13 protein-coding genes are annotated in these 21559 nt (G+C 49.6%); 2 read left to right on the plus strand and 11 right to left on the minus strand.

Going from position 1 to position 21559, the window contains the following annotated elements; all coding sequences use genetic code 11:
* Nucleotides 1-54: 54 nt before the first annotated feature.
* Together J3350_RS04185 and J3350_RS04190 are read right to left on the minus strand one after the other, a co-directional pair.
* Nucleotides 55-957: a recombinase family protein gene (locus tag J3350_RS04185; protein ID WP_207685797.1), complete on the minus strand. Its 903-nt coding sequence runs from the start codon at nucleotides 955-957 to the stop codon at nucleotides 55-57.
* Between the two features lie 157 nt (nucleotides 958-1114).
* Nucleotides 1115-1276 carry a hypothetical protein gene (locus J3350_RS04190; protein ID WP_207685798.1) on the minus strand — a complete coding sequence of 54 codons (162 nt, stop codon included), beginning with the start codon at nucleotides 1274-1276 and terminating at the stop codon, nucleotides 1115-1117.
* Between the two features lie 136 nt (nucleotides 1277-1412).
* On the opposite strand from J3350_RS04190, the gene mobC reads away from it, so the two are divergent.
* Both mobC and J3350_RS04200 read left to right on the plus strand, forming a co-directional pair.
* Nucleotides 1413-2027 (plus strand): plasmid mobilization relaxosome protein MobC, encoded by a 615-nt coding sequence (mobC, locus tag J3350_RS04195; RefSeq protein WP_207685799.1) that lies wholly within the window; start codon nucleotides 1413-1415, stop codon nucleotides 2025-2027.
* The gene (locus J3350_RS04200) at nucleotides 1984-2778 is read left to right on the plus strand and encodes a hypothetical protein (protein WP_207685800.1); all 795 of its coding nucleotides are present in this window, start codon (nucleotides 1984-1986) and stop codon (nucleotides 2776-2778) included. Before mobC ends, J3350_RS04200 begins: the two co-directional genes overlap by 44 nt.
* Nucleotides 2779-2846: 68 nt before the next feature.
* Here J3350_RS04200 and J3350_RS04205 read toward each other — a convergent pair whose 3' ends face one another.
* The 9 genes from J3350_RS04205 to J3350_RS04245 all read right to left on the minus strand — a co-directional run bounded on the left by J3350_RS04205 (nucleotide 2847) and on the right by J3350_RS04245 (nucleotide 21413).
* Entirely contained in the window at nucleotides 2847-3701 is an 855-nt protein-coding gene (locus tag J3350_RS04205; RefSeq protein ID WP_022256731.1) for a hypothetical protein, read from the minus strand.
* Nucleotides 3694-4479: an ImmA/IrrE family metallo-endopeptidase gene (locus J3350_RS04210; protein WP_113998512.1), complete on the minus strand. Its 786-nt coding sequence runs from the start codon at nucleotides 4477-4479 to the stop codon at nucleotides 3694-3696. Before J3350_RS04210 ends, J3350_RS04205 begins: the two co-directional genes overlap by 8 nt.
* Nucleotides 4480-4491: 12 nt before the next feature.
* Nucleotides 4492-4854 carry a helix-turn-helix transcriptional regulator gene (locus tag J3350_RS04215; RefSeq protein WP_022256733.1) on the minus strand — a complete coding sequence of 121 codons (363 nt, stop codon included), beginning with the start codon at nucleotides 4852-4854 and terminating at the stop codon, nucleotides 4492-4494.
* A 145-nt stretch (nucleotides 4855-4999) separates the two neighbouring features.
* On the minus strand, nucleotides 5000-5806 hold the full coding sequence (locus J3350_RS04220; protein ID WP_207685801.1) for a YodL domain-containing protein: 807 nt from the start codon (nucleotides 5804-5806) through the stop codon (nucleotides 5000-5002).
* Complete coding sequence (locus J3350_RS04225; protein ID WP_207685802.1) at nucleotides 5803-6036, minus strand: transposon-transfer assisting family protein; 234 nt, start codon at nucleotides 6034-6036, stop codon at nucleotides 5803-5805. The genes J3350_RS04220 and J3350_RS04225 overlap by 4 nt, the downstream gene beginning before the upstream one ends.
* Nucleotides 6033-10319: a DUF3849 domain-containing protein gene (locus J3350_RS04230; RefSeq protein ID WP_255535523.1), complete on the minus strand. Its 4287-nt coding sequence runs from the start codon at nucleotides 10317-10319 to the stop codon at nucleotides 6033-6035. Before J3350_RS04230 ends, J3350_RS04225 begins: the two co-directional genes overlap by 4 nt.
* A gap of 67 nt (nucleotides 10320-10386) precedes the next feature.
* The gene (locus J3350_RS04235; RefSeq protein ID WP_242700126.1) at nucleotides 10387-18564 is read right to left on the minus strand and encodes a DEAD/DEAH box helicase family protein; all 8178 of its coding nucleotides are present in this window, start codon (nucleotides 18562-18564) and stop codon (nucleotides 10387-10389) included.
* A complete protein-coding gene (locus J3350_RS04240; RefSeq protein ID WP_207685810.1) occupies nucleotides 18492-18833 on the minus strand; it encodes a TnpV protein in 342 nt (113 codons plus the stop codon). The genes J3350_RS04235 and J3350_RS04240 overlap by 73 nt, the downstream gene beginning before the upstream one ends.
* An 876-nt stretch (nucleotides 18834-19709) precedes the next feature.
* Nucleotides 19710-21413 (minus strand): type IA DNA topoisomerase, encoded by a 1704-nt coding sequence (locus tag J3350_RS04245; protein ID WP_207685804.1) that lies wholly within the window; start codon nucleotides 21411-21413, stop codon nucleotides 19710-19712.
* Nucleotides 21414-21559 lie beyond the last annotated feature (146 nt).

The raw sequence follows: 21559 nt of genomic DNA on the forward strand, positions 1-21559 counted from the left end.
ATTATAACACACTCTTTGATGTTACAACATGGGCAACTCAGCCTTTTTTGAAAATCAGCTCTTGTGCAATGCTCTCGCAGCGTCCTGGATGCTCTGCTCATATTTGAACCGTACCACAATTTTATAATTGATCTTCTGCCGCCTGCCCTGCACCATCGTTCCAGTGTAGACTTCATTTTTCAGAATCCGAAGCACCTGAATTGCCTGCCACTTTGCATGAGTGCCAGCTTTGAACCCACTGTGATAATTCAGGCCGCACAACCGTTTATACTCGCTAGGGGCCAACACATTCTCGCTGTTCAGCTGTTCAGCAATTGCCTGTGCGCTCATGCCTTCCAGTTTTCTGCGGTAGATAGAACGGACAATATCTGCTGCATACTCGTCTACCACCAGACGGTTTTTGTTCCGTTCGTCTTTGCAGTAACCATAGATAGCATAGCCGCCGATGAACTCTCCTTTGCGCCGTTTCATGTCCAACTGGCTGCGCACCTTGATGGAAATATCCCGGCAGTAGGAATCGTTCAACAGATTCTTGAACGAAACCACAATGCTGTCCGAATCGCTGCTCTCGGTGTTCGCATTGTCATAGTTGTCATTGATGGCGATGAAGCGAATCCCCATCATAGGAAAAATCTGTTCCAGATACTTTCCCATCTCGATGTAGTTACGGCCAAGTCGGGATAAGTCCTTGACGATGATGCAGTTGATTTTGCCGGATTTAATATCCTCCATCATCCGCTTGAAGCCCGGACGTTCAAAGTTGGTTCCCGTGTAGCCATCATCAGCGTACTCTTCGACCAAATGCAGTCCTGGCCGTTCTGCAGCAAAATCCCGAATCAGTTCTCTCTGGTTGCCGATGCTGTTGCTCTCGGCCTTGTCGCCATCCTCGATGGACAATCTCAGATAGGCCGCTGCCCGTATGTCTTTATTCTTTTCCTTGTAAAAAAACAAAGCCATTAAACCTCCCGTCTCCACGCATATTGCATGGTAAAATCCAGAAAGTTAATGGCTTTTGATTGCACTATTCACTTAACCCGTCTGTATTTTACCAAGCTGCCGCGCAAAAATCAAGCTGCTGCGCACATTTTTTTAGAATTTCAAAAATTGTTCTTGTTCAGTGCTTTCCCATGCTCTGTAACAGACAATCCCACAGTTCGCTGCCTTCTGACCGAAATGATTCATATACAGTAATGCCCTTGATGACGGCTTTTTTGTAATGCTTAGGCTCCGTATGCTCCTGCTTGGGCTTTTCGTCAAATCGTTCTTTCTGCTTCATGGAAATCAATCCCCCTTTACTAATATGAATTCAGAAAGGCATTGGGGGATACAGTGTTTGAAAAAATTACAGAAATTTTGAAAAGTGTATCCTGCATCGGGGCTTTGGATTCATATTTATAGAAGCAGCTTTTTTGATGGGCCTGCGGAATACGGTAAAACGCTGGGGCTTTTCTCTCTTAGCGCAAGATTCGCCCATAGCCGCTCAAAACTCACTTTCGTGGTTTTTCCCGGCTGGCAATCTTGATGGGGATTCCGTTCCCCATTCCCACGGTACGCACAAAATCTTGGATTTTGGCTATCTGGCTCCACATGAATGTGTTCGCAGCCGAACGCCTACGGCTTATCGGGAGTTGCTCTGCAACTATAAAATGCAGGAGGATTATGCTATGGCTCGACCAAAGAAAGACGAATCGCTTCATAGGGGGAAACGAGTTTACATCCGTTTCACAGAATTGGAATATGAGCTGGTAGCCGGATACGCTAAAGACGCCGGATACCCGATTGGTACTTTTGTACGCAAACAGGCTCTCCGCGAAAAGCTGAAAGTCAATTATAATATCGTTGCCGATCTAGGAGAGATTCAGAATTTGACGGTGCAGGCCGCCGGCATCGGGAACAATCTCAACCAGATTGCCCGCTATTTTCACAGCGGTGGTCTGGCATCACGCGGAATATTAGAAGAACTAAAAAGGTGCATACGGAATTTTGGTAAAAGACCATCGCGGACGATTCAGCTATCTTCCTGCTGACCGACAGAAATTTATTTCTGCCCGCGCTCTCGGTTCTAATTATGACCGCGACAGGCTTCTCCGCATTTTTGCAGAAAATGCGCGGAACAAAGAACGGAACAATCCTCATTGGGCAGCAGATGATCCTATGGCTATTTTGTTCATTAAGTCCGACCTGCGCCTTGTGGTTGACTTGCAGACCTGCGTAAAAGCACAGCAGAGCCGCGCCTATGCGCAGAAAGTCAAGATTTCCAATTTGCAGCAGATGGCACGAACAGTCGCTTATGTGCAGGAACATGGATACGATTCTTACGAAAAACTCTCCGATACCACTGACGCCATTCAATCTAAAATGGCAAAAGCCCGAAGTGATGCCAAATTCACCGAAGCAAAATTGAAAAAAGTCAATGAGCAGATTCGTTATTTAGGCCAGTATCTTTCTACAAAATCAGTCTATGGTGATTTCTTGAAATCCGGCAATAAGAAATCTTTCCGTCAGGCTCATGCAGAGGATATTGCCAAATATGAAGAAGCCCTCCGCATCCTAAAGCAGCACTCCCCAGATGGAAGGTTCCCGACCATGAAAGACCTCCGGGCTGAAAAGGAGCAGCTTACCATTCAGAAAGATGCCCAGTATGACACCTACCACTATTTCAAAGATTACCACAGGGAACTCCAGACTGTATGTGCCAATGTAGATAACATTCTGGGAACAGAACGAGAAGTACGGCGCGAACAGCAGCAATCCCGAAAGAACGAACACTCTCTATAAAACAAAAAAAGCCAGCCCTGGTCTTTCCTACGAAAGACCAGGGCTGACCCTTTTCTACCATATTACTCTTAGAACAGGATTTGAACTGTCGCATCCTGAATCAAATCAATGAACTGCTCTTTCGTTATAACTTCTTTGCGGCAAATAATCGACTTATCCGCTTGCTGCCGTGTATAAGTCAATTTTCTATCATCGTGGCGAAGCTGCCGCACCGCATCCAAAGTCAAGGCTCCCTCACGATACATCTGGCACAAAATAAAGTCATTTGACTTAAAGGCCACCGAAATCGGAGAATCCAGCGCAGGAGTAAATTCAGAATTTCCAATTAAAATGCGCTCTGCATTCGTTTGGAACTCATGCGCATCCGTATCCTGCGTATAGATTGTCAGGCTGTCCACTCCATCATGATACCACGCGAATATTTCAGCAAGGATCGTCAACGAGATTTCTCCCGCATTCTTTTTAAGAGTGCGACCCGTTGACAGCGTTCTTCCATGAATCGGCCATTCATCGTACAGCCGGTTCATCCATTCCTCTGCGGAAGGCAAATCAATCAAATCTTCGGTTTTTACTTTTCTGCGAAGGAAGCGCATCAACTCTGACACACGCGATACCGCAGCTTCAACGATGTAGTACAGGTTCACATCTTCATCATTGACAAAAGCACCGTACTTTGTTTCATCAATCCAACGAATAGGATACCCTTGTGCCTGAAGCTGCTCAACATAGGTGCTTCTGTATGTAGAATCCTCAATTTCCTCCATTACCCACTTTGGTATCAGAATCAAATCGTATACGCTGAGGATTCCATCAGATGGATAACTTCTCTGGCTCAACTCGTGCATAAATGCCAGTGATGAGTTATCCATAAGTGCTATTTTGGTCTCCCCAGCATATTCTTTATACTCTGGTATATTAAGCATCGGCCTCTCCCGTCAGCATTTTAAATTCACTTAAAACCGTTTTCAGAAATGCTTCATTGTCTTTATGGTATTCCACTTCCGGCTCATTGCGAATCGTCTTATTGATTTTCTCTTGTAGCGGACTTACATTTACTACATACGAAGGCCGTACAAGGGAATCATCCAATCCCAAATCGCGGAATCTCTGTGCAATATCTTCAACCTGCACATCAAAGTTTTCCTTAACTTCTTCCGCAATAGCCGTATTCCCATTCTTTACTGCACTTTCATACAGAGAAATCAGCACCGCCTTATAGGGAGCTTGGAAAGCGTTCATGCACTGAAACGCTTTTGCTTGGAACTCCATATCCTTTAAGCCCTCAAAATACGGCATAAGGTTTCCCAGAAGCATAAGCGCAGCAAAGTATTCTGCTTTTCGTTCTTCCATCAGGATTTCGGATTCAATCAAATGGTCAAAAGAAACTTCATCAAACAATAGATGATAAATCTCATGCCACGCAGTAAAATACTGATTTGCTCTCGGAAGTGCCGTATTTATCAAGGGGATTCGTTTTCCATCCCGAACAAAAATCGCTCCGCTCAAATAGTGATTATCAATCGGCAGCTGTATCAAACCATACGGTCTTAAAATCTGTAACGCCAACTGTATCGGAGAATTTATCTGCATCGGATTGTATTTTGACCAGATAAGCGAAGCACTCTGCTTCATCTGTTCCTCAATGACTTCGTTCCTTTTGATAACTTCATCTAAGTTGGCTGCTGTAATTCGCTCACTCATAGCCTTCCGCCTTTAATAATAAACACTGCAAAGGTTTAGAATATCCTGCAACAGATCGTACTCTATCTTTGCCTTATCATTCATCTGATAATCAATCGGCGCATTCTGCGAGTACACGGCATCTACACTTTGCACCCTCGGTGAAAATCCCATCAAGGTATCCGGGTCAATGCTCAAACTGGTAAGAATTTTATTCAAATGCTTATCGAATGTACTTTTACTATCTATCTCGCCATTCAAAATCTTATCTAAAGTAGGGCGAGAAATCTCTGTTTTCTTGCAGAACGATACTTTTGAGAATCCATTGCTGCGAATATAGTCCTTTAATTTTGTCCCTGTCAGTTTTCTCATTTCAAAAAGTTCATCAAAACGCATTTTCATCTCTCCCTTCTGCTATTATTATATACCATCAACTTCGGGAAATCAATCGTGATGTAAAAAAGTTTTTTACATTTTTGATTCTAACGCAAAAAAGATGGCCTCCTTTTTGGGGAAGCCATCTCAACGATATTACGGTATTTTAACTTTTTCGGCTTCTTTCCTGTTCCTGCTGCGGCGCATTGTCTTTTTGCCGCCGCTCAGCCTGCTTAATATGCAGCCGATCAAGCACCGACCACCTGCCGCCAATGCGCCGGGGCTTTTTCGGTACATTGTTGACGCAGCCATCTATCATATTGTAGTTTTGCTCCGTGCCGGATTCTTTGGCGCGTTCCGCTGTACCGTTTTCAAAGAACTTCTGATGGTGCAGCAGTTCAGGCTTTGGGCCTTGTAAAAAAGCGCTCATCTTTCTGGTAGCTTCTCCATCGAAACCTAAAGCTGTCTGCGTCACAAAGGCTCCATTCTCGTGAAGAATAATGCTCGGCGGCGGATTTTTTGTTTGTTCACTTCTCATCTGAACAAACCGCTGACCATCAACCTCCACTTCATCCGATACCAACCATGTGCCTTTTTGTCCTGCCACCTGATAGCCGCCCTCATCAAGAATCAGGTATGTGCCGCTCTGGGGCTTTGGGAAAAAGCCGTTGAATCTCACCAGCCTATCCTTATCAACATAGAAAAAAGAGGTTTTTCCTGCCGCAGTCAAACCGATGACATCACTGACCCCAAATTTTCTAATTTTGAATTTGTCCGGGTTAATGCTTTCCATTTTTTTACGAATAGCTTCCTCGCCCATTCCTCGCGTATCCGTACCGGAATAGCCCGTACCATAATTGTCTGCGGTTATCATAAAGCCATGCTGAATCTGGTATTCATAGCTGCGGCAGCGATACTCACGGTTTTTCTCAGAATTGTCGATCTGGTAAATCACAAATATATCTGAACTCATTTTCCTATATCATCCTCCGGCCTATGCCATTCCAGTTCCAGCCCCTTGAACTGCTGCTCATTCAACTGCTGCATCTTCGGGATCGTCTGCTGGACAAGCGCAGCCATCTCTGCATCCTCTGCCACAAGCGGCTGGATCTCCGTCAACACCTGAATCGTATCCCCGAGCGTCGGCTGCTCAAACATCGCCATCAGCATCAGTTCCAGTTCATCAAAACGTACATTCATCATAATTCCATTCCTTTCGATTTTGCTTTTTTCGGCTTATCCTGTTCCTGCGCCGGCTGCTCCTGCTTTTTGGCTTTCAGACTGCGCAGGGCATCCAGAACAGACTTTTTTGTACTGCTGCGTTCCTGCTCTTTACTCTGCTGCCGTGCCGCCATCAGCTTTTCCATATCGGAGATTGCCTGTTGCACCAGCTTATCATCCCTGAAATAGTTGATGGAGTTGATGTTCTCACGCTGCACTTTGTCGTTCACGACCAGCTCATACATTCCGACAAAGCCACCATCTTCCTCGATGCAGAATCCAATGCACTTGTCAGCATTCATCCGTTCGGACGGAATCTTGTCATAGGCTTCCAAGGCTTCTTCCATTGTCAGATGGTCGTGGAACTCTCCCGCAAATGTAAACTCCAAACACTCCGCAACATAAAAGCTGAGCGTTTCTTCCGGCACAGGTCTTTCTGCGGCGAGTTTTTCTTTCAAAACCTCTGCCTGCTGCTCTGCCACCATATCGGCCTGCTCCCGCAGTTCTGCCGCGTCCATGACCCTGCCCTGTGCTGCATCGCAGCCAAACTCTGCAAGCAATTCCGTCATAGCATCCTGCACAGACTTATCTCCGTCCGTTTCAAGGACACCGCCATCCCGTTCCGTGAAGTCCTTATTATATAAGGTATAATCGAAGCCATCGTCACAGGTCTGGATATGAAAATAGACATCCGGCAATTCGTAAGCCAGTTCCACATCCTGCACGGCTAACGCCCCCTGCAACGGCTGAACAACATGATTCTGAATATACGGGTTATCCCAGCCTGGAACCGTTTTATAGTCCTCTACGATGGTGTCAATGCCGTTCCTGCACTGCAAAACATCCAGTGAACCCGGCAGAGGATCAGGATTCTTCTCCACGCCCAAGGCTTTCATGTAATGGTTCGGAAGGGCTTGATACTGCGACATTGCATCGTCGAGATTGTCGAACCGCTCAATTATCAAAGGCGCGGCCTGCAAATTCTCGACCACATAGAACTGCTTCACGAAAGGCTGCTCCTGTTCCAGTTTCTTTTGCGCTTCCAGTTCTTTTCTGAACATCTTTACAAAGCCATCCAGAATAGCCGGGTGGCTGTCAACCACCCAGTCTATGCGGAAGGTCATGCGGTCTGCATCGTGTTCCGGGGTGCTGACCTGCTCCGCCCATTCCTTATTGCTGTGAGAAAAGCGGTCATCATAGCTTTTATGGTGCAGAGTGTTCGCCAGGATGTAGCCCACACGCTCCATGCCGTACTGCCGCACCACCTGATCGACTGCATCATCGCCAAGGTACATCCCGTCATAATTGTCCGCAATTGCTTCATGGATTGCCTGCTTGCACTCGCTGTTCAGCCGATAGGATGTACGATATAAATCTACCTCGTCATTTTCTTTGGCATAGCTGAACGGCTCATAGTAGACAGGCACATCCGAATAGTCCTGTGCGCTGTTGTCCGGCACCGGCGCAGCCTTTTCAATGATCTCTGACACCACATCTTCTTTTTTCGGCATATTCCATTTTCCAGAGAAGTATTTCTGCACGGCCTCCTGAAAATCTTCATCGAAGCCGTTCCACAAATCCTCTGCCACCAGCTTGCCCCGCTCATTGACTGCAACGCAGGCCGCCATGTCGCCGTGTTCCTCATGCTCCAGCAGGAAGAATTTCTCGCCGCCGATCTCCGTTTCATCAACAACATACCATGTGCCGATATGCCCCTCGACTGCGATATGGTCGGAATCGCCGTGGATCAGACCACTTCTTTTCTGCTGCTGTTCCTCCATGAACTCTCGCACGGTCAACTCCGCGCCTGTGAAGTTCAGCCCTTCCTCGCCAAGCTCCAGCCGCCCCTCTGCACCAAGATCAAGTTCTTCGGCCATCAGAACAGACGCCGCATGGTTCACCACCACAGTTTTCTCCACTGTAATGGGCTGGCCTGGGTCATAGTCTGAGCCGCGCAGATCATAGCGATATAAGCCCTCCGGCACATCTTCATCCCGCAGTCGGCCATTGCTGAAAAGACCAGGCTTATCAAAGATTTCGATTCCCTGCAATTCTTCGTTCAAAAGCGTTTCTTTCTGCAAATCCATATTCCTTTCCTTGAAAAATTCCGGCAGCTCTGCAAAGCCGATACTGTCCACATAGTAGGCTTTGACCGTACTGCCATCATTGAGTGCCACCACATCGCTGACCGACAACGAATGTCCCGTAAAGTCTGCCGGACGCTGGATATTGAACCGTTCATAAATGCCATCCAGCGTATCCTTTTCCGTAAGCGGCGCGGTATAAATCAGGTCATAGTCTGCACGGTTTACTTCCATCCCATGCCGTTTTACAAAGTCCAGATTCATAAAGCGATAGTCGTGTTCCGGGTCACGGGCAGTGATCTGGTAGATGCCAAACTGCTTTTCACTACCGGAAAGCAGCTTCTGCTCCTTGACCAACGCATCCAGCCGGGTTATCAGCTCTGCCGCCTTTTCTGCGGACTCTCCCTCTGATTCCTCCACTGCAACTTGCAGCCATTCCCGGATCGGCTGAATATCCCCAGCCTGAATCTGTTCTTTCAGTGCTTCAACTGCCTGTTCCCGATCCTCCACGCTATCTTTATAGTGGTAGAAATCGAAGTCAAAGGCGAAATTATCAAGGTCTGCCGCCAGCTTTTCAACGGGTGTTTTTTCGCTGTTTTCCATTGCTTTCTGCTTGTCCTTTTCCAAATCTTCCTGGGCAATCTGGAAATAGTCACTTCCCCGCTCGATTTCTTCACGCCCTGTGACAAGAACCGGCCATGGACTAACGCGGATAAGATAAATCTGCTTGCCCTCATCAAACAGACGCAGAGCCTGCTCCCGGCTTATCACCGTCAGTGCAGCGTCCGGGCGGGCATACTCATCTTCCAGATACTCTTCGTTCTTTTCCAGCAAAATTGCACTCCATGCGTCTGCCTTGATTCCGAAGATGCCATCATGCTGTTCGATCTCTTCCTGACAGGCGAAGTCTCCTGCCGTGCCATCCTGAAACAGCGGGTAAATCCGCTCGCCCAGCCGATGCCACTCCCGTGCGCCTTCCTTTGTCAGCGGCAGAACATCATCTTTCAGATACCCATATTCGTGCATTTCCGAAAGACCGATCATGCCATCCGGCAGACTTTCGATCTTCTCCTCTGCTTCCCACATCAAGCGATTGATTTCTTCCGTGTTTTCAGCCGCAACCGCAGCCGCCAGATTGTTGGCAAGTTCTTCCGTTGCCGCCCGGTCATCCAGCTTGTAAGCAAAGTTTACAATGAGATTTCGCTGGCTGTTGTCAAAAACGGTTTTGTCCCGTTCCTTGTCCGCAATCAGCTTTTCAGCATATTCCATCGCCGTCATGCGCTCCACACTCCTTTCTGCCACCGCCGTTTCCAGTTTTTCAAGAAAATCAGCAGCGGTCAATCGAATCGTATCCATCGAATCTTTCAATTCTTTCAGTTCCTTGCCGCTTGCCCAGCTTGCTACATACGGGAACGAGTAGTCCGAAGTATCAATGCCAAGTGCCGAGCAAACCGTAAATGCAATGCTTTCCGCTTCTGTTTCTTTGGTAAGCTGATCTTTTTCCTCGCCGCGCTGTTTCATCTGGTCGCTATCATGCAGCATGGCATGAGCAACCTCATGGATCATCGTCTTGATGGTCTGGCTCTCACCCATATCGGCACGAACACAGATTTCTTTGTCCATGTGGCTGTAATAACCTTTTGCGTTGCCCTCGATCTCTCCAAAACGAATTGGCACAGGAGATACCTGTTCGATTGCCTCTTTCAGCAGGGTATAATCCTTGACACGGGCAGTCAGTTCATTCACTTCCAGCGTAGGCAGCGGTTCTCCGTCTGTCTGGGCATAATCGAAAACCGTTGTTACCCGGAACCGGGGAATCACCCTCTCCACCACTTCGATTTCCGGCTCCCCGCTCTCATTCAGCACCGTAAGCCCGGTGTCCTTGTCGATTTTCTCCCTCTCTTCCCGTTCCTTTACCGGGGCAGGCGCGATGATCTGGATGCCCTTTTCACCCTTTTTCACATAGCGGTTAAACTTATTTTTCCAAGCATTGTACCCAGCCACCAACGTAGCATCTGGACGCTGCATTGCGATCAGCAGCGTATTATTGAAGCTGTAATTGTGAAATTTCGACATTGTAAGCAGGTACTTCGTATACATTTCCGAAGTAAAAATGTCCTTTACGCCCTGCTCCAACCGTTCCGTGATTTCTTTGAGCTGGTCTGCCCGCTTATCTGCCATTCATGCCCTCCTTTACAAAATCTGCCCCATCAGATTCCCTTTCGGAGATCTGACGGGGCATTCTCAGTTATAGTTCCATATCGTGACTTTTCTTTTTCTGCGGTTTCGGCTCTGCCATGCGTTCTGCCTGCTTTTCGTGAAGCTGTGCAAGGATCGACGGACGTTTTACGCTGTCTGCACTCCGCTCAATCTCACGTTTCGGCGCAGGAAGTTCGCTATCCGTTACTTCCTCATCCATGCCAAGAGCCGCATCATCCCCCTTTTCGTCCATATCCAGCAGGGCATTCAATTCTGCAAGCCGTGCAGATTTTTCGTTTAATTCCGTCTCCTGCGGGAACGGACGCTGCACTTCTTCCTTTGCTTCTGCCAACTGCTGCTGTAAGGTTTCCAATCTGCGCTCCACCTGCGGCAGTGTCTTTTCGATAGATGCCAGCGCATTGAGAATACGCTGGATATTGCCAGCCGGATCACTGCCAAGTTCAATCGTATAACTGCTCTGCCGCTTGATGGTCAGCTTGAATGTCTGGGCGAACGCATCAAACCGGGAACTGATTGCAAACCCTCCCAAATCTGCGATTTGCCCCTCTGTCTTAGCGATCTTCATTGCGGCACAGGCTGCAAGAATTGCCGAGCCTGCTTCCTTGCGGTCGGTATAAACCCTGTCCTCCACCGTGATGGAGAACTTCTCCTTGTCCTGTTCCAGCAACGGCTTTGCCACTGCAAGGTCAGCTTTCAGACCTGCTATACGCTCTTTCGCTGCCGTGATTTCTGCCGGATACCGCCGTGCAATATCCGATTCCAGGCTGTAAATCTGGCTGGTGTGGTTGGCCCGCATCAGCTTCAGCTTGCTGACCTGAATATCCAAATCCATCTTTTCCTTGATGTAGGGATTTCCCGTTGCCAATGCTTTGATTTCTGCATAGGTCAGCGCGGTATCGTCCACATCATCGCAGGCACGAACAGGAGATTTCGAGGTCATGATCTGCGAGATGAACTTCTGTTTATTTTCCAGAATTTGCCACATATACGAATCGAACGTATTCTCTGTGACGTAACGGAAAATCTTCACTTTCTGGTTGCGGTTTCCCTGACGAAGAATGCGTCCTTCCTGCTGTTCCAGATCAGAGGGCTTCCACGGGCAGTCCAGATGATGCAGGGCGATCAGTCTGTCCTGAATGTTTGTACCAGCACCAAGTTTCGGGGTCGAACCAAGCAGGATACGCACCTGACCGGAGCGCACCTTTGCAAACAGTTCTGCCTTTTTGGTTTCGGTATTTGCCTCATGGATAAAAGCAATCTCCTCACGGGGGATTCCCTTTGCCACCAGTTTTTCCCGGACATCATCGTACACATTGAATGTTCCGTCTGCTTTCGGGGTCGATAAGTCGCAGAAAATCAACTGGGTGGATTTGCCGGACGTGGATTCTTCCCATACCTGATAGGCATTCTCCACGCAGAGGTTGACCTTACTTTCCGGCTCATCCGGCAGCAGGTCATTGATAAGCCGCTGATCCAAGGCCAGCTTTCTGCCGTCGTTCGTGATTTTGAGCATATTATCGGTTCTCGGATCGACATTTCCGTTCCGCACACGCTCTGCACGGTCGGCAAAGCTGCTCACCATTTCCTGCTGCGTTTCACTGGGTTTCAGCACCTCATTGATGTACTCTGCTTCTGGCACAGGCAGATTCAGCATATCTGCCGTCTGTACGTCTGCGGACTCCTTGAACAGTGAAATCAATTCAGGGAGATTGAAAAACCGGGCGAACCGCGTCTTTGCACGGTAGCCCGTTCCCTCTGGGGACAATTCGATTGCCGTTACTGTTTCGCCAAACGAAGCCGCCCAGCTATCGAAATGTCCAAGATGAAGTTTCTGCAAGGTGTCATACTGCAAGTAGCGCATAATGGTATACAGCTCTACCATGCTGTTCGATACAGGCGTACCTGTTGCAAAGGTCACACCCTTGCCGCCAGTGATTTCATCGAGATACTGACATTTTGCAAACATATCCGAGGACTTCTGTGCATCGGTCTGAGCAATACCAGCGATGTTCCGCATTTTTGTGTAGAGGAACATATTTTTATAAAAATGGCTCTCGTCCACAAACAGGCGGTCAACACCAAGCTGCTCAAATGTAACTACATCATCCTTGCGGCTCTGGTCGTTCAGCTTCTGAAGTTTTGCCTGCAAGGTTTTCTTTGTTTTCTCCATCTGCTTGACCGTGAAACTCTTGCCATCGTCCTCTGCCTTTGCTTCTGCAATCGCAAAGGTAATGTCCTGAATCTGCCGCTCGATCATGGATTTCTGCCGTTCCGGGGAAAGCGGAATCCGCTCAAACTGCGAATGCCCGATGATGATAGCATCGTAATCACCTGTGGCGATTCGGGAACAGAACTTTTTCCGGTTGGCTGGCTCAAAATCCTTTTTCGTTGCCACCAGCACATTGGCATTCGGATACAGCCGCAGGAAATCCGCGCCCCACTGCTCCGTCAGATGGTTCGGCACAACATAAAGATTCTTCTGCGCCAGACCCAGACGGCGGCTTTCCATGCCGGCAGCGATCATCTGGAAGGTCTTGCCAGCACCCACACAATGCGCCAGCAGCGTATTATTGCCATACAGGATATGCGCCACTGCATTTTTCTGGTGCGGCATCAGGCTGATTTCCGGGGTCATGCCTACGAACTTGATGTGACTGCCATCGTATTCACGGGGACGAATCGCATTGAACCGCTCATTGTAGACCTTGCAAAGCTCCTCTCTGCGGTCTAAATCCTTGAAAATCCACTGCTTGAACGCATCCCGAATCGCTTCCTGTGCCTGCTGCGCCAGCATGGTTTCTTTTTTGTTCAGCACTCTCCTTTCTTTTCCATCCTCATAAACAGTATCGTAAATTTTGGTATCCCGGAGATTCAGTGCATCTTCCAGCAGCCGATAGCCGTTGACACGCATTGTGCCATAGGTGTTCGTCACACGGGGATTACTCCGGTCAAGTGACTTTCCGCTGATGTTCCATGCGCCGCTGATTTCCGAATAGGTAGCCTTTATGGAACTTCCGATATAGTAACTCGGCGTTTTGAATACCTGCTCCATGAAGTCCGTAATGTACTCTGCCTTGATCCAGTTTGCACCCAGCCGCACTTCAATCTCCGAAGCATTCAAATCTTTCGGCTGTACCCGCTTGAGATACTCGACATTGACCTGATACTCCAGGTGGTTTGCGGCAAAGGTTTCTGCCATTGCCAGCTTTTCCCGGACGTTGCCGGACAGATATTCGTCCGCCGTCACCCATGCCTGTGTGACAGGATTTCGGAAGATAACGCCTGCCAGTTCTTCGGTCACTTCCTGCTCTGTCTTTCCGCAAAGTTCTGCCATAAACGGCACATCGACCTTTGCTTTTTCTCCAATGGAGAGTGCCAGGGCTTCACTCGGAGTATCCACAGAGGTGACGGGTTCCGGCTTGCGAATAGTGCGTTTCGTGAAAATATCTGCCAGCCGCTTGAGGTTTTTATCCTCGTCCAGAATCTCAAGAGATGCCAGCAGACAATAGCTGCTATCCTGCCGGAATGCCCGTTTGTTGGCGGTGCTGTTGATAAGACCATACTGCGCTGTGAACCGCTTATACTGGTCTTTCAGCTTTCCTTGCAGCAGTTCCACTTCGGCATCCGTACCATCGTGCAACTGGCAGTCCAGCAATTTCTGTGTGGTTTCCCGCAGAGCGATCATCCCCAGCACACGCTCTGCCGTGACCGCAGGCAGGTCAACCTTGTTCATATAGGAGTTTTCACGGTAATAGACCTGTCCGTCCACATTGGTGTAACTGAAATTCTTCACGTTCGGATCTGCCGGAAGCGGTTCTGCGTTCTGGTCAAGTTCATCGTCCGTGATTTCCGGCTCAGTGATTTCCGCATGGATGTTCTCAACGGCTGCTTTCAACTGTTGTGCAAGGTCTGCGCCCTCGATGGGCTTGACCGTGGTTTCCCGTTTGCCGTACTGGGTGCTTTCGGTGGTGATCTCACCCAGCACCATTTCAGGATGCTGCGCAAAATACTGGTTGATGGGGTATCCCTCCGGCGTTGTGCCAAGGTCTACCCACTCTGCCCGCTCCACTGCCGCGCGGTCACGCTTTTGCAGGAACAAAATGTCAGCTACAACACTTGTGTTCGCATTGCGCTGGAACGCATTGTTTGGCAGGCGAATTGCACCGACCAGATCGGCACGGTTGGCAAGATACTCTCGGACAGAGGAATCCTTTTTATCCATCGTACCGCTGGAAGTGACTACCGCCACCACGCCGCCCGGACGAACAAGGTCAAGACTTTTTGCAATAAAGTAATCATGGATGAGGAAGTTGTGGCGGTCATACCGCTTATCCGGCACTTTGTAATTGCCGAACGGCACATTACCCACCACACAATCAAAGAAACTGTCCGGGAACTGCATTGTTTCAAAGCCCTGCACTGCAATCTTGTTTTTCTGGTACAACTGCTGTGCAATGCGACCAGAAATGCTGCCCAGCTCCACACCGTACATCCGAATCTTCTCCATGCTGTCCGGCACCAGACCCATGAAATTGCCGACACCACAGGACGGTTCCAGCACATTGCCTTTGGACAATCCCATATTGCCCAGGGCTTCATACATTGCCTTGATGACCGTAGGAGAAGTGTAAAACGCATTCAGGGTACTGGCGCGGGCTTCCTTATACTCATCCGCCGTGAGCAGGGGCTGTAGTTCGGCATACTCTTTCGACCATTCTGCGTTGTTTTCATCGAACACCTGCGGAATGCCACCCCAGCCTACATACCGAGAAAGAATCTCCTGCTCCTCTGCGGTGGCCTGCCGCTGTTCTGCATCCAATGTTTGCAGCACCCGAATGGCCTCCACGTTGGCTTTATACTTTGTTTTCGGCCCTCCTGCGCCGAGATCATCGTCCGTAATACGGAAGTTAATAGGTTTCTGTTTGAGCTGTGCAGGCTGTTCCGTTTCTGCTCCACTGTCCAGTGGAAGATTGTGCTGCCGCCGTGCATGGTTGACCTCTGCCAGGGTCATAGGTTGCTGCGTCAGCGGTTCAAGGGCTTCCTCTGCTGCTGCACGGCTGATGGCATCCGTTCGGTTCTGCACATCTGCGATCAGCTGCATCTGTTCTGGCGGGAAGTCAGGATTCAGCAGTTCTTCCAACTCGCCGCCTGCTTCTGCCACCGAATAGATCACATCCATCTGCTCCGGGGAGAAATCCTCGTAGGCCACACCCGCATTGTGCAGAGCCGTAAAGACCGTAATTTCCACCGCTTCTTCCATCGGCACATCGGCCTGTTCGTACAAATGCCGAATGTACTCCAGCGGTTCCGTTCTGAAAATCGGATACCGAGCTTCTTTTGCAAGGGTCATGTCCTGCAAACTGACCGTTCCCTGTTCAAAGTTGACCGAATCCACACGGAACTCTCTATCGTCCAGTTCAATGAGGGTATTAACAGGCAAGTATTCCTCTTTACGGAAATACTTTGTCTGCGCATGGGGTCCATCTTCCTGCTGGCCGGACAGATAGACGCTCTCCCCCTGTTTCCAGAGCTTCATTGCCTGCGAAACCCACTGTTCACGCGGAAAACCAGATACCTCCACCTTGCCGAGTGCGGTTTCCTTTTCCAACAGCTTGCTGCCAAGAAGTTCTGAAACGCGCTTTGCATCCTCGCCGTAGAACTCAAAGTTTCCGTACTGCTCATAGCCGACCAGTGCATCCGGGTAACGCTCTTTCAAAGCGTTATACTCGTTGGCGGCATCCAGCGGCAGGGGCTGTAAGGCTGGCTCAACGGTCTTTTCTTCCGCTGCATACGGAACCATAATGCCGCGCACCCACTGCGGTGCGTCCATGCTATCCTGATACAGTGCAACGGCATCCCGCCTATCCGTAATAACGTCCTGATAGGTGCGCTGGAAAATATCTTCCTGAATCCACTCTCCAAAGTGCGTCCATGTGTCGATGGCTTCGGAATAAACGGCATTTTCCACCTCGCCGGAAGCAAACAAATCCTCGATTTTCTCACGAATCAGATTTTCCGCTTCTTCCTCGGTGGTATCGCGGTCACGCAGCAGCGGATAGATTTCGCTGCGCTCTACCTTTTCCAGCAGCGTGTACAGGCATTCTTTATAGATGCTGCGGCTGTCTTTCTGCGCTTGGTCGGCATCCAGTTTCAGGAAAGCGTTCAGCGGATTTTTCGCCAGTGTTTCATCATAAGACTGCACCGAAATAACACGGCCAGCCACCGCCGAATTTTCCATGTCTTTCAGGTACACATCGTAGGCATTGGAACGCTCTATGCGGTACAGATGGTCGTTGTCCAGATACAGAAAACTGCCGTTTTCTCTGCTGTACATTTGCTTGGGCTGATTTTCAAACGATTCTACTGCTTTTGCATCTTCTCTCGTTTGACGAATGACCGCCTTTGCATCATTCAGACTGTTAAACGGCCCTGTTTCTGCAGCACCTGTGCCCTTTTCTTCGTCATAGTTATAATGGTTATAGAACTTGCCATCAGGATATTTCAGAATTGCAATATCCTCGATATATCCCGCCTGCATCATCACCGTTGACTGATACCGCGCAACGACTTTTGCCTTTTGGGAGTTCTCAACCGCTGCGGCGGTTGACTGCTCTTTCGATTGCGGCTCCTGCTCCATAAAATCAAACATGGACATCTGCCCCTGTTCAGGACCCACAATCTCAACAGCCCTCTTCTTTTCCGGGAAAATCGTGTACGTTCCCTCAACATACTGGTGCAGGATAGAGAGGGATTCTGCCTTGCGCTCATATTCTTCCGAATCCAGCGGCACAGACAGCAGTGCAGTGTCCATCTGCTCCAGCAGTTCAGCCGACTGTTCGGTGTCGGCCAGTTTTTCGACGAGAGCCTTTCGTCCTTCTTCATGGTAAAGGTCTTGCGGATAAGGCCGCTCCACGTCGTTCGGCAAGTGATGATAGAAGCCCATCACCCGCATTGCCATCTGCTCGCGCTCATAAGCAGGCATCCGAGAGTAATCTGCCGGCTTCAAATACTCACTGTCACGGATAAGCCGGTCAATTCGGCCTGCAGCCTGATTCCAGTTCAGATGTACGCTTGCATCCGGGTTCCCGTATGGGCCACGCTCCAAAGCAATGCCCCTGCCATCGTGATCTTCGTGAGAATCATCTGCCCCGCAAAGGGCATGGCTGCTGCCGCCGATCCCGTAATGCTCTTTCAGGAAGTCAGCCCGTTCTTTTTTGTCCTCATGATTCAGGAAGAACGAATAGATTGCCAGCCGACTGTCCGAATAATTGCTGCCCCGCGTAAAATATCCATTGATTTCATCTTCCGTGATGAATCGTTTGTACTTATTCCAGTGAAAACCATCCCGCGCCGAGTAGTTCTGATAGGTTTTCGCAAACTGCTGGAACAGAGCCGCTACTTTATCCGGCTTATAAAAGTGCATCCGCATCAGGTCTTTATCTTCGGCGTAGGCTTCCCCCAGCGCAGATAATCTGTCGTTTAGGTCAGTCAGAAAATCCGTATCATCCAGCAAGCCTGCCAGCCTGTCTGTCAGTTCCGGGAAACCGCCCCTGAAGATTTCTGTATCCTGAAAGACTGCTTCGGCAACGCCATCTGCCAAGTCGCGCTCCATATAGGCCAATGTCTGCGCGTGTTCCTGCAAAGCGTTCTGCCGTGCAGCATCCAGAACCGCCTGCGGAGCATACTCACCCTGCCGGAGCATTTCATGAATACGATTGCTCACATCCTCCCAGGATAAAAACGCATTGGCAATCGTGCCGCCCTTTGCCGTGCTGCCTGCTGCAATACGCATCCCCAAATCATCAAACCAGACTGCATACTTCGCACCGCCAATTTCAAAGCCTTTGCCGCCCGTGCCGTATTCGTTTTTCACGAACTCCGTGTATTCTTCCGGGGTTTTCTCGACCATGAAATTGTAGATCAGACGCAGCTGACCCTTGCTGCGGTTGCTGCCCGTGCGCAGAACTTCATCAACCACCTCGGAATCAAGTGCAATCTCGTCCGCATACCGCGCCCGGATTGATTCTTCGATGGCACGGATCTGCTGTTCCACGGTCGGCAGATCGGGAAAAGAAAAAGCAGAGGCAATTTCTTCCTCTGCTTCGCTCAAATCCTGTTCCGTTATTGTTTCAGTTAATTGTACACCAATTCCTTCAAGACGATCTCTTCTGCTATCGCCGTCAGGCTGTTCTGATGTGCCGCCCATGCCAGCGGGTCCTTCTCCTTGCTCGGTGCCGGGAACTTCTCGTTCAGGCTGTCCAGTAGGTTTTCTACCCGGCTCTCCGCTGCTTCCTCGATCTGCGCCAAATGCTGGTTCAGCCTGCCGCTCATCAGCATACTCTGATACCAGTTCCTTCGGTTCTCTTTCAGGTACGTCCTGCGCAGCATCCCGTACTTCCCGATGGTCTGCGGCTCGTCCTTCACGGCCAGATTCGGGAACAGATAATCTCCCTTGCGGTAATACGTCAACTCCATTTTCTTGTCCTCCTTTGGTCGTGGTATCTTTGGTTTCACGCTTTAATGCGTTAAAGTCCGTATTGGTATTATACAAGCTATCTACGGATTTTTCAAGCTGCTGCGTGATTTCTTTTTTGTAAATTTTCCGCATCTCTCGGCCAATGTCAAAAAGAACCGCTTCGCACTGTTCGGAAACCGCGTTGCCAAGGAACGACAGTGCCGGCAGCTTGTTGAAATCCACGATACGGATAAAGTCATCATCGTCCAGCACATCCATAGGCTCCTGCCCGCAGCGGCGGGAAAGCGTATAGAAAATACTGTTGGTCATCAGTTCCCGGAAGCGGACACGGATGTTATCTTCGTCCAGTTCTTCCAGAAAAGTGTCTTTCACCTCATAGGCCAGACCGTCCATCGCTTCATCCAGATTGTCGGCGGTCAACTGCTGTGCCAGTTCCAGCAGAGCAGTGTTCATGCTGTCTGTCTGGGATAAACCATAGGTATCTACCAGATGGTCTAAGATAGCCTGCTCATGCTCGTGGCTGTCCAGATTCCATAAGAGCGGTGTTCTGCCGCCGCGCACCAGATGGGTGTCAGCAATATCGAACACATACCGCAGTTTGGTACGCGGTCCGGTATCATCCAGAAGCGCGATGCCTTTTGCACCACGGTTGACCCATCGACTCATTTTCTGATTCCAGAGTTCCAGTTCTGCGCAGGCGGTTGCATCGGGCCGCTGGGCATGAATCAGGAGTGTATCGGTGAACGAATAGCGGTACAGCCGCGCCGCCACATCCAGATAACTCATCCAGTCCTGTGGCGAGTTACTGACATACCGGGCGTTCTGCTGCGCCAATTCTCGAATATCGTTAATCTGTGGCAAGGGTCAAACCTCCTTTACGTTTTCATTTTCATCGGTGTTTTGGGAAATTCCAGACTGTACTGTGCGCGACCCTCTTCGACGCGCATCACAAGGTCAGCGGCGAATGTCTTATCTTTTTTCGCGGAATAAAAGTCTTTTACATGGGTGCGACCTTTCTTCAAAAGGTCTACCGCCATCTTCTTGTCCAGCGTTTTTCTCATGTTGGACAAGTATCTGCTTTCTTTCCAGAGAGCAAATTTACAGCTGCGGTCTGCACAACAAAAGCTAAGTTTGCTCTCATGTACAGGGTTTCCGCAGACCGGGCAGTTTCCTACGCTTACCTTATTATGATGGGGAGCCGCCGCAACGGTAGGAATCTGCCGGAGGTCGGCCAGCATCCTATCGAGCAGTCCGTGGATGCCCTGCATAAAATCATAGGGCTTGATCTCACCGCGCTCCATCCGCAGCAAGTCATTTTCCCACTCGGCTGTCATGCTGGCAGATTTCAGGTAGTCCGGGATATTGCGGATTGCGGCTACACCGTCCTCCGTGGGAATCATCTGCTTGCCTTTACGCTGCACATAGCCGGAGGATACCAGCTTTTCCAGAATCGCAGCGCGCGTTGCAGGGGTTCCCAGACCTTTCTTCTCCGTGTCCTTTTCAAATTCCTTGTTGCCTGCTGTTTCCATGGCAGACAGCAGGGTATCTTCGGTGTAGACTTTCGGCGGTGAAGTAAAGCCCTGCTTTTTCTCTGCTCGTACCACAGGAAGAACCATTCCCTGCTCCAGCTTTTTCGGAAGCGGCACAACCTTGTCCTTTTCCGGCTCTACAAACGGAACAGGCTTTGCCGTATATCCGGGCTGCAAAATTTCCTTATATTTTGCCGTGAAGTTCCTGCCCTGGCAGCATACCGTCACCAGCACATCCTCATAGATGAACGGCGGCTGCACAGCCTGCACCAGTTTCCAGATGATAAGCGAAAGAATCTTCTGCTCGGTTTCGGACAACTTTTCCTTATTACACTTTGCGCCTTGCACCGTCGGCAGAATCGCATGATGGTCTGTGACCTTACTGTTGTTGATAACGCAGCTCACATCCACAGTCTGGCCATCCAGAGCCAGCACCAGAGATTCCACCGTCTTGCGCATATCCTCGGTCACAAACTGGCTGTCCGTTCTTGGGTATGTCACCAGCTTTTCTTCGTACAATTCCTGCAATGCCTGCAAGGTCTGGCTGGCAGTCATACCGTAATAACGGTTTGCTTCTCGCTGCAAGGTCGTCAGGTCATACAGCTTCGGGGGCTTCTTTTCTATCCTCTTGCGTTCGATGCTGCCAACCACGGCGCACTGCCCATCGCAAGCAGCCTGCATGGTATCGGCATCCTGCTCCTGCGCCATCTGTTCCGATGCCGCCACGACACCCGCACCGGACAGTTCCACTTTGTAATAGGGTTCTTTTACAAAGTTCTGGATTTTGGTCTGCCGTTCGGCCAGCATCGCCAGCGTCGGGGTCTGCACACGGCCAATAGTCTGCTTTCTGCCGTACTTTTTCGTAAAAGCACGAGTTCCGTTCATGCCGATCAGCCAGTCTGCTTTTGCCCTGCACTCGGACGCTGCAAACAGGTTGTCATAGGCCGCGCCATCCTTCAGGTTTTCAAACCCCTGCTGGATGGCGGCATCCTCCATGCTGCTGATCCACAGCCGCTTGATGGGGAGTTTGCTTCCGGCAAGGGCATACACACGGCGGAAAATTGCTTCACCCTCGCGCCCTGCGTCTGTAGGATAGTTCTCGGAGGTGACTTTTCTGACTTTGTTACTCGATGGCATCCAATGGGCCGATAAAGCGGTAGAAAATCTGGATTTTCTGGACGTATTCGCCATCGACC

It is taken from the genome of Faecalibacterium sp. Marseille-Q3530 (assembly GCF_017377625.1).
Lineage (GTDB): Bacteria > Bacillota > Clostridia > Oscillospirales > Ruminococcaceae > Faecalibacterium > Faecalibacterium prausnitzii_E.